This window comes from Amycolatopsis sp. GA6-003, from assembly GCF_046267895.1.
Lineage (GTDB): Bacteria > Actinomycetota > Actinomycetes > Mycobacteriales > Pseudonocardiaceae > Amycolatopsis.
Genome location: NZ_CP176499.1, coordinates 5,819,018 through 5,833,499, shown reverse-complemented (window position 1 = coordinate 5,833,499; position 14,482 = coordinate 5,819,018). Strand labels below are relative to the sequence as shown.

Annotated in this window: 11 protein-coding genes; 4 read left to right on the top strand and 7 right to left on the bottom strand. The window is 68.2% G+C overall.

All coding sequences use genetic code 11. The features are described 5' to 3' along the window. Positions 1 to 7 precede the first annotated feature (7 nt). Genes F9C12_RS26390 through F9C12_RS26365 form a run of 6 tightly spaced genes read right to left on the bottom strand, consistent with a single transcriptional unit; the run spans position 8 to position 8,915 of the window. On the bottom strand, positions 8 to 1,222 hold the full coding sequence (locus F9C12_RS26390) for a 3-deoxy-7-phosphoheptulonate synthase (protein ID WP_409462163.1): 1,215 nt from the start codon (positions 1,220 to 1,222) through the stop codon (positions 8 to 10). A gap of 3 nt (positions 1,223 to 1,225) precedes the next feature. Next, positions 1,226 to 3,169 carry an anthranilate synthase family protein gene (locus F9C12_RS26385; protein ID WP_409462162.1) on the bottom strand — a complete coding sequence of 648 codons (1,944 nt, stop codon included), beginning with the start codon at positions 3,167 to 3,169 and terminating at the stop codon, positions 1,226 to 1,228. Then, complete coding sequence (locus F9C12_RS26380; protein WP_409462161.1) at positions 3,166 to 3,885, bottom strand: alpha/beta fold hydrolase; 720 nt, start codon at positions 3,883 to 3,885, stop codon at positions 3,166 to 3,168. Before F9C12_RS26380 ends, F9C12_RS26385 begins: the two co-directional genes overlap by 4 nt. Next, a complete protein-coding gene (locus F9C12_RS26375) occupies positions 3,882 to 6,971 on the bottom strand; it encodes a non-ribosomal peptide synthetase (RefSeq protein WP_409462160.1) in 3,090 nt (1,029 codons plus the stop codon). Before F9C12_RS26375 ends, F9C12_RS26380 begins: the two co-directional genes overlap by 4 nt. 34 nt (positions 6,972 to 7,005) lie before the next feature. Then, on the bottom strand, positions 7,006 to 8,631 hold the full coding sequence (locus tag F9C12_RS26370; protein WP_409462159.1) for an HAD-IIIC family phosphatase: 1,626 nt from the start codon (positions 8,629 to 8,631) through the stop codon (positions 7,006 to 7,008). Further along, positions 8,628 to 8,915: a phosphopantetheine-binding protein gene (locus F9C12_RS26365; RefSeq protein ID WP_409462158.1), complete on the bottom strand. Its 288-nt coding sequence runs from the start codon at positions 8,913 to 8,915 to the stop codon at positions 8,628 to 8,630. The genes F9C12_RS26370 and F9C12_RS26365 overlap by 4 nt, the downstream gene beginning before the upstream one ends. 238 nt (positions 8,916 to 9,153) lie before the next feature. On the opposite strand from F9C12_RS26365, the gene F9C12_RS26360 reads away from it, so the two are divergent. After that, positions 9,154 to 10,605 (top strand): SDR family NAD(P)-dependent oxidoreductase, encoded by a 1,452-nt coding sequence (locus tag F9C12_RS26360; protein WP_409462157.1) that lies wholly within the window; start codon positions 9,154 to 9,156, stop codon positions 10,603 to 10,605. Positions 10,606 to 10,757: 152 nt separating this feature from the next. Then, positions 10,758 to 11,960, top strand: a complete 1,203-nt coding sequence (locus F9C12_RS26355) for a LuxR C-terminal-related transcriptional regulator (RefSeq protein ID WP_409462156.1) — start codon at positions 10,758 to 10,760, stop codon at positions 11,958 to 11,960. On the opposite strand, the gene F9C12_RS26350 is transcribed toward F9C12_RS26355, so the two are convergent. After that, positions 11,938 to 12,603: an isochorismatase family protein gene (locus F9C12_RS26350; RefSeq protein WP_409462155.1), complete on the bottom strand. Its 666-nt coding sequence runs from the start codon at positions 12,601 to 12,603 to the stop codon at positions 11,938 to 11,940. The two genes, F9C12_RS26355 and F9C12_RS26350, sit on opposite strands and share 23 nt — an antisense overlap. A gap of 167 nt (positions 12,604 to 12,770) precedes the next feature. Here F9C12_RS26350 and F9C12_RS26345 point away from each other — a divergent pair, with 167 nt between their 5' ends. Both F9C12_RS26345 and F9C12_RS26340 read left to right on the top strand, forming a co-directional pair. Beyond that, the gene (locus F9C12_RS26345) at positions 12,771 to 13,862 is read left to right on the top strand and encodes an alkene reductase (RefSeq protein WP_409462154.1); all 1,092 of its coding nucleotides are present in this window, start codon (positions 12,771 to 12,773) and stop codon (positions 13,860 to 13,862) included. Between the two features lie 20 nt (positions 13,863 to 13,882). After that, positions 13,883 to 14,479 (top strand): LmbU family transcriptional regulator, encoded by a 597-nt coding sequence (locus F9C12_RS26340; protein ID WP_409462153.1) that lies wholly within the window; start codon positions 13,883 to 13,885, stop codon positions 14,477 to 14,479. The last annotated feature ends 3 nt before the right edge of the window (positions 14,480 to 14,482 follow it).

Sequence of the window (14,482 nt, the reverse complement as noted above, 5' to 3'; positions counted from 1 at the left end):
GCTTTTCTCAGCCCGGCCACGCGCTGACCACTAGGCTCGCCTGGTCGGGGTTGAGCCGGGGATCGCACAGCGGTTCCGTCCCGTCGGGCAATCCGGCGAGTTCCTCCTCCTGGAGGACGCATTCGACGACCTCGTCCGGGGTGGCTTCCAGGTGCAGCCCGCCCGGCACGCCGTGCTCGGCCCGGACCGCGCTGTGGAAGCCGAGCATCTCCCGGATCAGAGAACCGACCAGCCGGGTCTTGCGCCCTTCGGCGGCACGTAAAGTGTTGCCGTGCATGGGGTCGCACAACCAGATCACGGGATGCCCCGCCTGGCGGACCGCCGCGACGAGCCCCGGCAGCCGGTCGGAGACCTGGCTCGCCCCGAGCCGGGCGATGAGAGTCAGCCGCCCCGGCTCCCGGCAGGGATCGAGGCGTTCGCAGAGTTCGACCAGGTCCGCGGCATCGAGGCCGGGACCGACTTTGCAGGCTACTGGATTGGCGACTTTCGAGAGCAGGTTCACGTGTGCTCCGTCGAGCTGCCGGGTGCGATCGCCGATCCACGGCCAGTGGGTCGAGGCGAGCACCAGCTCACCGTCTTCCCGCCGCAGCAGCGGCAGCTCGTAGTCCAGCACCAGCGCTTCGTGGCTGGTCCATACCCGAGGCCGGCTCAACCCGGACGGGCGAGTGCGGCGCAGTGCTTCGGACACCCGGGCCGCGGACCGGTAGCCATCCACTAACCGCCGCGCGTCCGGCCTCCGGGATTCCGCGTCGAAAGCCGGATCGTTGACCAGGTGGCCGCGGAAAACCGGCAGCTCGACTCCGGCTCTGACCTCGACGGGAGAGGAACGCGGCTTCGCGAACTGGCCGCCGATCCGGCCGACCGTGACGACCGGACGGCTCGACTCTTCGCTCATCAGGTCGCCGAGCCGCACGAGAAGTTCCGCTTTGCGCATGACGTGTTCGTAAGTCGCGTGCCGCGGGTCCTCCGCACAATCCCCTGCCTGGAGCACCCGCAACCGGCCCTCGGCGACTCCGGCGAGCAGACCGCGAAACTCGTCGACCTCGGCGGCGGTGACCAATCCTGGTGCGGCGCGCAGCCATTCGGTCGAAGCAGCCAGCGCCGCCGGGTCCGGCCAGCTGGGCTGTTGCCCGGCCGGAAGCGCGCGCAAGGCGTCGAGTTCGGCTTCCGGCAGCGGCGTCGCGGGAAGGCTGACGACGAAGCTGGGAGAGACAACGGACATCGATCAATCCTTTGCGGTCGGAACGGAACGAAGGCGGCCGACGGTGCGCACTCCCGGCCACAACGCCGTGCTGACGAGATTCCGCAGCAAGTGCGGGCCGTGCTCGGTGAGCAGCGATTCCGGGTGGAACTGGACTGACGTGAACCCGGAGCCGCTCAGCGCGTGCACCTCTCCGGTGGACTCGTCCCGGCTCAACCGCACTGGCTCAGGGGAGTACGGACTGAGCAGGCTCTCGCTGTCGGACCGCGCGGCGAACGTGTTGTAGAAGCCGACGTCCACGCTTTCGCCGAAAAGATCGATGCGGTGCCGCACCCCTTGATTGGGTTCGGAACGGCGGATCACCTCGAGCCCCAGCAACCTGCTGAGCACCTGGTGGGACAGGCACACCGCGACGAATGCGCGGCGGTCGGCGAGCAATTGCCCGAGCAAAGCGCCCAGCTCGGAGATCTTCGTCTGGCCGGTGTCGTTGGGGTCGCCGGGGCCGGGGCCAGGCACCACCACGTCGAAGTCCCGGTGCGACGGCAGAGCACGCCAGGAGGCGACGGAAACGACGAGGCCGAGTGCGCGCAACTGGTGGGCGAGCATCGCGGTGAAGGTGTCTTCGTTGTCCACGACCAGTGCCCGGAGCCCGGTCAGCTCGGGGGCCTGCCAGTCGACGCCGGTCCGGTCGCGCAGCCAAAATCGGGCCAGTCCAGTGTTACGGCTGGCCAGGCCGCGCCGGATGCCGGGATCACGGCTCAGGTCGGGACCTGCCGCGCCGACGGACGCGCGTTGCTCTCCGCGCAGCGCGGCGAGCAGACCAGCCGCTTTTGCGTGGGTTTCGGCCACTTCGCCGTCCGGGTCAGAATGGCGGACCAAGGTCGCCCCGACTCCGAACGTGAGAGAACCGTCCGGCGTCAGCTCGGCCGTCCGGATGAGAATCGCGGAATCCATCTCGGGCCTGCCCTCGGCGTCGTGGCCGATCAGCGCGGCCACTCCGCTGTAGTAACCGCGGCCCGCGGGTTCGTGTCGCTTCAGGACCTGGCACGCACTTTCCACCGGGCTGCCGGTGACCGTGGGAGCGAGCAAAGTCTGGCGCAGGATCTCGTGCGGAGGTCGAGCGGTCCGGCCGCGGACGAAGTACTCGGTGTGCGCCAAATGCCGCATCTGCCGGAGGCAGGGGCCGTCGATTTCAACGCCGTCGTCGCAGATCCCCGCCATCATCTTCAGTTCCTCGTCGACCACCATGTACAGCTCCTCGACCTCTTTGCGGTCGGCTAGGAAACTGAGTGCCTGTTCGACAGAAGGTCCGTTCGCGCCGTAGCGAAGAGTGCCGCTGATCGGGTTCATCGTGGCGACACCCGCCGTCAGGCCGACGTGCCGCTCCGGGCTCGCCCCGACGAACGTGCGTCCGCCGGTGTGCACCAGGAAGGTCCAGTGCGCTCCGTCCTCCCCCAGCAGCAAGCGGCGAAACAGAGCCAGCTCGGTGGCCACCGAGTAATTCCGTACTCGGGCCGAGAAAGAACGCTTGATCACGAAGTTGGCTCCGGCTCCGGAGCCGATTTCCTCGGCGAGCACCTTGGCGACGATGCGGGCGTACTCGTCGTCGGCCAGGTCGAACCCGGCCGCGTCGAAGCGCACCTCGCTGTCTGGTACCTCGGCGAGGAAGTCAGACCGGCTCAGGCTCGTCGCGGTGCGGATCCGCATAGCCAGTAACGGCGCGTGGTCGTCTTGGCAGGCGTAGCCCCGTTCGGCGACCTGCCGGAACGGCACCAGCACCAGCGTCGCCGGGCCGGGGCGAGGACGGCCCGGAGAGTCCTCCGCCAAGTCCGAGAGGCTCGTCATCTCCGCCACCGGCCCGCGGAACAGCTCTAGTGTTCCGGTCCCGGTCGCACCCGGCCGGTGCAGCAGGGCGAACGGTTCCCCGTCGGCCGTGAGTTCCCGCAAGAGCGTCTCCTGGTCGCTCACGGGTTCCCCTCCTTCCCCAGTACGTCTTGCAGGAAACCGCCGACGTGTCCGGCGACGGCAGGCAATCGTTTCGACACCAGCAGTCCGAAGTGGTCGCCGTCGACCACCTCCGTACGCAGCTGGCTGGAGAGCCGTTCCCATTCCGCGCGCTGCCGCCGCACCGGACCGTCACCGCAAGCCAGCAGCAGCGCCGGCCCGGCGTAAGGCACGGTCACCTCATGTCCGGCCGCGGCACGCACGTGCGCGGTCGCGGTACGGCGAAGACGGTTCCGGTCCGCCTCCGGCAGCGCGGCAGGCCATCCGTCCACAATGGATTGAGTGAAGGCGGCGAGGTCCGAGTCCGGCGGCAGCCGGACGAAGCTGTCGAGCAGCACGACAGCAGGCCGGTGTCCTTCGTGCGCGGCGAGATGAGCCGCGACGTGCCAGGCCAGCACGCCGCCGAGCGACCACCCGGCCAGCACGGCGGGCACGGACGACAGACCGCTGATCGCGGCCAGGCAGCGCGTAACCATCGCCGGCACGTCGGTGTCTGGATCCTCACCAGCGGCGAGGCCCCTCGCGCGCACCGCGTGTACGTCGCCGTGCTCGACGAGCGCAGCCGCCAAGCCGAGGTAGGGCAGGAAACCACCGCCTGCCGGAGGAAGCACGACGACCTGGCGGCCGGTCCGTCCGGAAGCGAGCTTCCGCAACTCGGGGACCAGCACCGCGCGGCTCACGCGGCACCTCGCCCGGCCTCGACAAGCCCGGCAAGCGCGCGCACAGTCGGTTCCCGGAAGAAATCCAGCACCGGCACTTCCACCCCGTGCTCGGCTTCGATCCGGCTGAGCACGACCACCACATTCAACGAGTGCGCACCGTGCTCGATCAGCGACCCGTCAAGGGGAACCGGCGCGCCGAGCGCCTCCTCCCACCACTGTCGCAGCTGCGCCTCCAGCGAACTCGACGGCGCTCCCGCGGCGGACGTCGGCTCGTCTCCCTCTGCCTCGATCGCCTTGCGCACCAAGGCTTCCCGATCAAGTTTTCCGGTGAAACCAGTCGGGATCGAGCTGACCGGATGGACCCGGACGGGCACCATGTATCCAGGCAGCCGCCGGGAAAGGGCGGCACGGACCGCGTCCGGCTCCGGGTTGCCATCAGGCACGAAAAACAGCATCAGTCGCTGTCCCGGTGCCACTGCCGCGACCGCGCGCTTCACCCCGGCGACACCGTTCGCCGCGGCCTCCACCTCTCCCAGCTCGACCCGATAGCCGCGGATCTTGACCTGGCCGTCGCCGCGACCGAGATAAACCAGTTCCCCGCCCGCCGCGGCCAGCACCTGATCGCCGGTGCGGTACTCGCCGTCGACGAATCGCTCGGCAGAGCGCCGCGGATCGCGAACGTAGCCCAACGCCGGAGCGATCCCTCCGAGCCGGAGTTCACCGGGTACGCCGGGAGGAGCCAACCGCCCGGACGCGTCGACGATCCGGGCGAGCACTCCGGGGAGCGGACGGCCGATCGGTGCGTGCACCGGCCACGGCTGGTCGGCGGCTCGGAAGAACGCCGCGGTCGTGACGTGGGTTTCGGTCGGGCCGTACATGTTCACGAGCACGATGTGCGAGCGCTCGGCGAAGAACCGCTGCACCAATTCGTCAGTCACCAGCTGCTCGCCCGCTACGCAGAGAAACCGGACCGTGGGCAGCAGTTCTCCCGCCGCGTGGGCAGCTCTGGCGAAGGCGCCGAGCGCGGCAGCGGGCAGATAAACGTGGGTCACCTCGGCCAGCGCCGCCCGGCGCACCAATGCGGGCAGGTCTTGCCGGTCGACCGGCCGTCGCGAGACGACGGTCCCGCCGGCCAGCAGCGTCGGGAAGATCTCTTGGAACGAGACATCGAAGCCGAGCGGCGCGTACTGCAAGAACCTGGTCCGCGGGGACATCTCCAGCGCCCTGTGCTGCCAAGCCGCGAGGTTCGCCAACGGCGCGTTCGCCATCAGGACGCCCTTCGGCCGTCCAGTCGAGCCTGAAGTGAACATGGTGTAGACACCGTGCTCGCGGCCTCCCCCTGAAACAGGCTCTGTCGCGGGACCGCGGAGTTCTTCGATCGGGTACACCCGTGCACCGGGGAAGTCGCCTTCACCGAGCACTGTCTCGCAACCCGCCTGCTCGACCATGCCGGCCAGCCGTTCCGCGGGAAGGTCCGACTCCAGCGGCAGATAGACGGCCCGGCGCGAAAGTATCGCCAATACCGCGACCACGCTGTGCACGAGGTCTCCGGTGGTCACCCCGACGATGTCACCCGGCCCCACGCCGCGCTCGGCAAGGCCGCCAGTCACTTCCCGAACGCGTTTCGCGAGTTCACCGTAAGCAAGCCGGGTTCGCCGTTCCTCCACGGCGACCGCGTCCGGACAGGCGTCGGCGACCTCCAGCACCCGTCGCGCGAAATCACAATGTTCCACGACGCTGCCTGGCAGCTCGGGCACCGCGGGACCGTCCTCGAACAATTCGCGCACCGTGATGGCACCGTGCTGCCGTCCTATGGTCGCGATGGCCGACCGAAGCGAGTCCACATAACCGGAGACCACCGGCTCCGGCAACAGCCGCTGGTCGTGCTCGACCTCCAGCATCCACCCCTGCCGGATCGGTTTCACCCACAGCAGCAAGTCGAACTTCGCGGTGTCGTTGCCGTGCTGGCGCATCGAACGAACCGTCGCGCCCGCGCCCGCCTCCGCCGGTTCCTGCATCGTCAGCAGCGTGGTGAAAACCGGGTTCCGATTGCCCTGGCGTTCGGGTTTCAGGCGAGCGGTGACCCGGCTCAGCGGAACGGCCGCGTTCCGCCGCGCCCGTTCCGCTTCGGCTGCCACCGAGCCGGTGACGAAATCGGCGAAGGTCTGGTCCCAGTGAACGCTCACGGCTACCGGCACGGTGTTCACGAAGAACCCGCACAGGTCGAAGGCCGCGCTGGTCCTGCGGGTCATCACGCTCGCCCCGAAGACGACCGCGTCCTCGCCGGTGTGCCGGGCCAGCGTCGCCGAGTGCAGCGCGGAGAACAGGGTGAACGGACTGATCTCGAGTTCGCGGCAGACCTGGTCGATCCCGGCGGATTCCGCTGGGGTGAGTGGAATTTCCCGGCGCGCGCCGGCGAAGAGCGTCTCGGGCGGGCGGCCCGGAAGCGGATACAGCACGGTCGGAGACACTCCCCGGAGCCGATCGGCCAATGCGGTCGCCGCGGCGTCCGCGTCCGGTGTGGCTGCAGCCGCGACCTGCTCGGTGAGTTCCTCGGCAAAGGCCGCTTCCCGTTGCGGAACCAGGCTTTCGACGTCCAGTCTTCCCTGCAGCGCCAGGTTCAGCTCGGTCCGCAGCACCCCCACCGAGTAGCCGTCGAACACCGAATGGTGCACCGCGAGGACAAGCACGGCCCGCGACCGATCATTGGCGCGCACGTGCACCGCGCGGACAAGAGGCGGCCGGTCGAGCGCGAAGGCGGTGGCACCGACTTCTTCGAGCGCGGCGGACCGGCAGAGATCGAACTCCTCGGCCGACACCGCCCAATCCCGGAGCACACCGGAACTGCCCACGTCCGAGGCCACAAGAAGCGCACCGTCGTCCGGCTGTTCGGTCAGGCCCGAACGCAACGCTGGTTGCACCGCCAGCACCGCGGCGAACGCCTCGGCGAGATCCGCCGGTTCGCAACCCGGATCGAGTTCCGCCTCCACCACCACGTTGTAGAGATGGGGCACCGGCACAAACCGATCGACTGCGAGCAGTTCGCGCTGGGCGTCGGTCACCGGCAACGCCACCGCCCGCATGTTCCCCACATCGCTTGACATGCGATTTCCTCCCTCTGCTCGATGTGCTCCGGGCTCAGACGGGCTGGCGCAGCCATTCGCGCACCGGGACCGGCACGGTCACCGGCTCGTCGTCCCCGCCGAGGACGACGCCGGCCGCCTGCTCGACGAACAACCGGGCCGGCGCGTTGCGCGCGGTAGGCCGCACCGGCAACCGGAGCGTCGAAGCCCCCGACTGTGCGGCTTGGTCCGCCGCGAACCGCAGCACCTCCTGTTCGACGCGTCGGTTCAGAACCCGGCAGCTGAGCAAGAAGACCGGCAGTTCGAGGGCATCGTCTTTGTGTTCGGCCACAACCAGGCCGACCGTGCCGTAGTCGCCGAACCGGTCCGCGACTCGTACCGTCCAGCCTCGAGAACCGCTGGCCAGCAACGCACGCAGCTCTCCGACCGAGTAGACGACACCGGCGAGGTTGAACTGCGTGGTGCGCGCGGTCAGCTGAGCCGCCCGGTCGAGCAGGTCCTCGGTCAGCTCGGTGAAGCCGACCTCGATCTCGCATCGGTCAAGGAAGTCCTGGTAGTCAGCACTCGCATCGCGCAGTGCGACCCGATCGCCGCGGGTCGAGTACCAGTCGGCGCGCAACCGGTCCTCCTCGGTCACCACCAGCTGGTCGAAGGCCCAGGCGTGGTCGAGCTGGCCATCGATCTCCGCGGGGTCGCGCGACAGCTCCAGCACGGTGACGTCCGGCAGCTGGGCCCGTACCGACGCACATTCCACGACATCGTCGTCGACGAACACGAACGAGTTCAGCGACAGGTCCAGTTCCTCGGCGATCTCGCGCAGAGAATGCGCTTTCGGGTTCCACCCGATCCGGTGCGCGGAGACGTGCTCCCAGCCCAGCACCATGCCTGGATTGCGCTCGAAGACTTCCTTGACGTCGGCCTCGTTGTTTCTGCTGCACAGGCAGAGCAGCTTTCCGTGGGCGCGCTGGTCGAGCATGAACTCCTGCAATCGCCGGTGTGCCGAGGTGACCTGGACGCCGAGAGCTCCGTCCTCACCGCACACCCCTGCCCACAATGTGTTGTCGCAGTCCAGCACGACGACCTTCTTCGGCTTGGCCCACACGCTCGCGGCGAGCCGCACCAGCTGAGTGCCGAGAGCGGCGCAGTACTCGTCGGTATACGGCAAGTGTCCGATACGGTCGGCATACTCGTCGTGTACTTCTTTTACGCGGTAACGTGTTTCGAGTTCATCGACGGCGACCGGGTACACCGCTGGCACGGCTTCCGCCGCCGCGATGATGCGAGCGCCAGCTTCACTGACCCACTGCCGCGTTTCCAGCTGGGCAACCACAGCGGGGGAAGCCGGGAGCACAGCCACGAACCAAGTAGCCGCCGCTAGGTCCGGGAGCCGTTCCAGCATCTCGACAAGTTCCGTGAGCATGGCGTCGGCCCGGCCTCGCGCGGCGGCGAATCCCCCGCCGCGAAAGAAGTCTTCGGGTCGCAGGAGAAGGATGTTGACGCCGTTGTGGCCGCGCAGCGGGCTCGCGGGATCATGCAGTGCCTCCAGCACCTGGCCATACGGCGCGAGAGCGAGTGGCCGCCCGCCTTCCCGCTCCGCGAGCAGCGCCGACATCGGGCTGGCCACGGCATCGAGGGTGAAGGTGCCGGCTAGTGCGATCCCCGGTTTCACGACGCCGTTCATGCGGACATCGCCTCGACGTGTTCCCGGACTACGCCGACGAACTCCCCGACCGTGGTGCCGGGCCGCAACGTGTGCACCGGGAGTTCGACACCCAGATCACGCCACAGCCTGGAAAGCACGCGCACCGCGCGCAGCGAATCGCCGCCTAGCACGGCGAACCGGTTCTCGGGAGCCACTTCGGCCACGTCCAGCACATCGCGCAACGCCGCTAAAACCGCCCCTTCGACCCCGTCGGACTGGCCGGCCGAGTTCACGGCCAGCGCGGAATTCCGATATTTCTCCATGAGATCACCCCAAAGAAGTTATTGCTTGCCTTATTGCGCCCCGGCGCGCATGCGTTGGAGAGAAAACTCGATCCCAGAGCGAACTCCCGCACTATTGCGGGCTTTCGCAGGCTACCGCACTATTCACGGCAAGGACAACCGACGACGAATCACCGTTCCCGTCCCATTTGCCGGCCGCATTGTCAACCGGTCGCGTTCATTCCCATAGTGCGGTAGCCCCCTCGAATGGAGTACCTAAATGTTGCTTACCCCCGCCGACCTCACGCTGTTCGCGGACGCGAGCGGCGACCGCAACCCCTTGCACGTCGATGCCGAATACGCTCGTAGGACGCCGTTCGGGCAACCGGTCGCACACGGGGTGCTCGCCGCCGTCGCGGCCCTCGACGAGGTTCCGGGGCCGCCGGGCGAGGTCTCGGGCATCGACCTCGAATTCAGGCGGCCGACACATCCCGGTTTTCCCTACAGCACCAATATTTCCCACGAACTGGACGGCCGGACGAGGGTCACCGTCGCCGAGGGGACCGAAACCTGCCTGACCGTCCGGGTGACCCACGGGCCTGGAGGCACCGCGGTCGCGGAACCGCTCCAGCCGCGCAGCCAGCCGCGTTCCTTCGCACCGGAAGAATTCGCCTCGGGGCTCGCGGTCAGCGGGCAATACGGCCCGGGCAGCGCACTGGAAACACTCATGACCCGGTGGCCGGGGGCAGCTCGGCTGCTCGGGCGACACGCACTGGCCGGACTTCTGTGGTGCAGTTTCGTCGCGGGCATGGAGCTGCCGGGGCGCGACTGCCTGCTCAACAGCGTTTCGCTGAGGCTGCGCCCGGCCACCGGGCGGCCCGCGCTGGAGTACCGCGCGGAGGTCCGGGACTTCGATCCTCGTTTCGGCCTGCTCACCGTCGAGGCCGTACTCAACGACAGCACCGCAGTCGTTGCCGAAGCGACCCTGGAGACGATGGTTCGCCGTCCGGCACCAGGACCGGACAGCGACCGGCTCACCGCCCACCTGCCCTGCTCAGACCGGCTGTACGGCCGCACCGCGGCCATCGTGGGCGGAAGCCGGGGCCTTGGCGCGGCGCTGGTGCTCGCTCTCGCGAGCCAAGGTGCCCGGGTGCTTGTCGGCCATCGGGGCGGCAGCCTGTCCGCATTGGCCGCGCAAGGCGCGGAACTCGGCGGGGAGGTCGTGTCATGTCCAGGTGACGCGGCAGATCCGGCCTGGTCCGATCAGGTTGGGCGGCTCGCCGGCGGCAAACTGGATCTGCTCGTCTGCAGTGCGGCACCGCCGATCCGCCCGCTGCGCTTGGACACCGCGGGTTTGTCCCGAGTCCAGACGTTCGTCGCCGACGCCTTCGCTCTGGTCAGCGCCCCACTGGCCGGATTGCTGCCCGCTCTGGCGAAAACGTCCGGCCGCTGCCTGGTCGTCTCGTCCTCGGCCGTCACCGATCCGCCCGCGGACTGGCCGCACTACGTCGCCGCCAAACACGCACTCGAAGGACTCGCCCAGTGGGCGGCCGCGCGGCATCCTGAGTGCGAATTCTTTGTCAGCCGACCGGGAATGCTGCTGACTGAGCAGATGAACACGCCAGCCACCCGGGAAATCGCACAAGCAGTCGAGCCAGTCGCGGCCGCGATGGCCGCTCGTCTCGCGGATTCGGCTCCCGCGAAGAGCCGGCCCGAAATCATCGCGCACTGAGTCACGGGTGATGTCCCGCGACGGCGGGACATCACCCGTTCGGCCGCCTCTGTTCGCATGAATATTCAGTGGTCTGAGCCACACCGGCGCAACGGAGAAGCATTCAATGGCATGATCAACGGACTGATTCCGGCGGGGCTACGGGCGGGAAGATGTTCGAGGGTGTGGTTGTGCGCGGCCGCGATGAAGTCCACGGCCGAATAAGGGAATTGCTTCTCCGCCTCGGAGCACACACCGGAATCATTGTTCTGCTGGAGGGTGCTCCAGGAATCGGGAAAAGCATTATATTGGAGAATACCCGCCGCATCGGCGAGGAACTCGGTTTTCACCTGGCACCACGCGACGTTTCCCTATTCGACACCACGCAGCAACCTGGCGCGGCTTATTACTGGTGTGCGCGGCAACCGGACGGCCAACCGCTGCTCATGCTCGCCGACGACGCTCAACTGGCCGCGCCGGACGCGATCCGGCGGCTGGCCTGGTTGCCCGGTTTGCTTTCCGCTCGCCCGTTCTGCCTCGTCCTCGCGCGGGTGCCGGGCATGGGCGGCACCGAACTGAACCGGTTGCTCACCACCGCCAGCACCCAAGTCCACCTGATCCGGCTCAGCCCGCTCGATACCGCTTCGTTCGAGGCCATGCTGGGCGACCTGCTCGGCGCGGAGCCCGATGAACCGCTGCGCCGGGCGGCAGCGGAACTCGGCGGCAACCCTCGGCTCCTGGTCGACCTGGTAACCGGGCTTCGCGCGGAGGACGGGATCGAAACCGCGGGCGGAATCGCGCGACTGCGCGGGACAATGCCACCGGAACGGCTGCGAACCACGTTGGTCCACAAGGTCCGCAGTCTGACCCCGCCGACCCGCAAACTGGTCCAAGTCGGCGCGGGGCTCGGCCAAGCTTTCCTGCTGGCGGACGCGGCGAAAATGCTGCGGGAGGCTCCCGGAAACCTGTTGCTGTGCGTGGATGAGGCGTTGGCCGCGGGGCTGCTCGTCGAATCCGGCGACCGGCTGCGCTTCCCTGGGCGACTGGTGTGGCGGGGCGTCGCCGAATCCGTGCCGCCGAGCGTGTTCGCGCCGCTGCGTGCCGAAGCCGAAGAGCTGCTAGGGGTATCAGCCGCCGAAGACCGCGAATCCGACAGCCAGTCCGAGCGGGAATCGTCCGCCAGATGGAGCCGGCTGACCAGCACCGAGCAGCACATCGCCAAGCTGGTCGGTTCCGGGCTGACCAACCGGCAGGTCGCGCGGGACGCGATGATCTCCACGCATACCGTCAACTACCACCTCCGCAGCATCTATCGGAAGCTGGCGATCCGGTCCCGGGTGGACCTGACCCGGCTCATCCACCAGAGCCCGCAGTGACCACCCGACTGTCCACTTGCGACAACAGCTCGGAGGTGGTCGGTACCGCGGCGCATCGCTCCGCCGCGTAGCGCAGAGCCATCCGGTGGTATTCGGCGGAGAAATCGGCCACTGCGTCCGCGACCAGGAACGGCTGGATGTCGTGGGAAAAAGCCTCGCACGCCGTCATCAGACAGCCGACGTGGGCGTATACCCCGCAGATCACCAGCTGGTCGCGGTCCTTGTCGCGCAACAACTCGAGCAACCCGGTGTGGTGAAAGGCGCTGTAACGCCATTTGGTGAACACGACGTCTTCCGCGGCGGGGGTGAGTTCGTCGACGACTTCCCGGTCGACCGGAGCCACCGTCATGCCCGGCCCCCAGAAGTCCTTGAGCAGTCCGCGCTCTGACTCCGTCATCCCACCCGGCTGCGCGGTGTACACGACCGGGATTCCGAGTTCCGCGCACCGTTCGCGCAACGCGGCGCAGTTGCGTACGAGTTCGGTACGCGGCGCTGCCCCCTCGGTGAACGGCGCCAGAAAGTAGCGCTGCATGTCATGCACGAGCAAGACCGCCCGGCTCGGGTCGAATCGCCACTGGGCGATGTTCTCCGGCACGTCCTCCGCAGCGGGCATCGCGTACGGTGCGATCGCTGGCACGCCCACGTCTTTTCCCTTCCGCCGAAACAAAACCGTTCCTCGCCAACGTAACCAGCGGCCGCTACCGCCGCACCTACCCGCTCACGCGGGGCATACCACTCGTACGAGCAGTTGCCCGCCGGGCGGCTTCGGGCCAAGGCTGGTGATCGACACCGATCCGAGGAGGGGAACAGGTGCGCTCCGCCTTCGAGCCCGCCGAATTGTTCGGCTCGACTTTGAAGAACCGCATCGCGATGTCTCCGATGACCCGCAGCCGGGCCTATGGCGCGGGACAGACGCCGGGGCCGGGGGCGGTCGAGTACTACGCCCAACGCGCGAGCGCCGGCCTGATGGTTTCCGAGGGCATGCACCCAAACCCGCAGGGGCAAGGCGAACCCGATACTCCTGGCATGTACACCGCGGAACAAGCCGAGGCGTGGCTGCCGGTGACCGCCGCCGTACAAGCCCAGGACACTCTCTTCTTCGCGCAACTCATGCACTCTGGCCGGGTCAGTCACCCGGAGAACAATCCGCGGGGGGTCGCCCCCGTGGCACCGTCGGCGGTGCCGGCTCCCGGCGAGATCTACACGCATCGCGGTCGCCAACCACATCCGTGCCCCCGCGCGCTGACGGCTGCCGAAATCGACCAGACCGTACGTGACTTCGCGACCGCGGCGGGCCTGGCGCTCGACGCCGGATTCGACGGGGTGACTTTGCACGCGGGCAACGGATATCTGCTCCACGAGTTTCTCGCCGAGAACACCAATCGCAGGACCGACGGCTACGGCGGCTCCCTGTCGGCTCGGCTGCGTTTCGTCGTGGAAGTCGTTGAAGCGGTCTGCTCGGTAGTGCCGTCGCACCGGGTGCTGCTGCACCTCACCCCGGCGAAGATCGGCACGGACATCGTCGAAGGCGATTCCGTCGCCCTCTACGACGCTCTGCTCGCCGCTCTGCCTGCCACCCTTGGCGGGCTGAGCATCTTCGAAACCCGGCGACGGGACCTCACCTGGCGGCTACGCGAACGCTGGCCGGGCCCGTTCGTGCTGAACCCACACGAGGATTACGGCAACGGCGCGATCCCGGCCGGCCCGGCGGACCTGCCGTTGATCGACGACGGTCTCGCCGACGTGCTCTCTTTCGGGAGGCTGTTCCTGGCCAACCCCGACCTGCCCGCGCGGCTCCGCGCGGGCGGCCCGTTCAATGAACCGGATCGCGAGACCTTCTACGGCGGCGGTGCCACCGGATACACCGACTACCCTGCCTTGCACACCACGGATGCCCATTGACCCCAAGGAAAGGAACGACCGTGGTACAAGACACCGCAACGCTGAACGGCAACGGCAGCGGTTCCCGAACCGCATTCGGCGTCGCGCTGCCCGGGCTCGCCGTGACGGCCAGCCCGGTCGGGCTCCGCTTCGAAGCGGAGCTCAGTCTGCCTTCCTGGTGCCGGCTCGGGTCACACGTGACTCAACTGGGCACCGCGGCCGCGTGGTGGATCGGCGATTGGCTCGTCTACGGCCAGGACCGGTACAAGGATCGGTACCGGCTCAGCATGTCGGAGCATTCGCTGGACTACCAGACGCTGCGCAACTACGCGTGGGTTTCCCGCCATGTCCACCTGTCCCGACGGCGCCGGGGGCTGAGTTTCCAGCATCACGCCGAAGTCGCCCGGCTGCCCGCGGAACAGCAGACCAGGTGGCTTCTCGCTGCCGAAGAACGCGGCTGGTCCCGCAACACGCTGCGGGACCAGCTGCGCGGCCGCGCCAGCGGGGCGCGGCCGGTCACCCTGCGTATCGACGCCCCTCCGCAGCACAAACGACGCTGGGAGGAGGCCGCCCAGGCCGCCGGGCAGAGCCTCACCGCATGGGTGATCAGCAGGCTCGACGCGGCGATCGGCGCCTGAGTT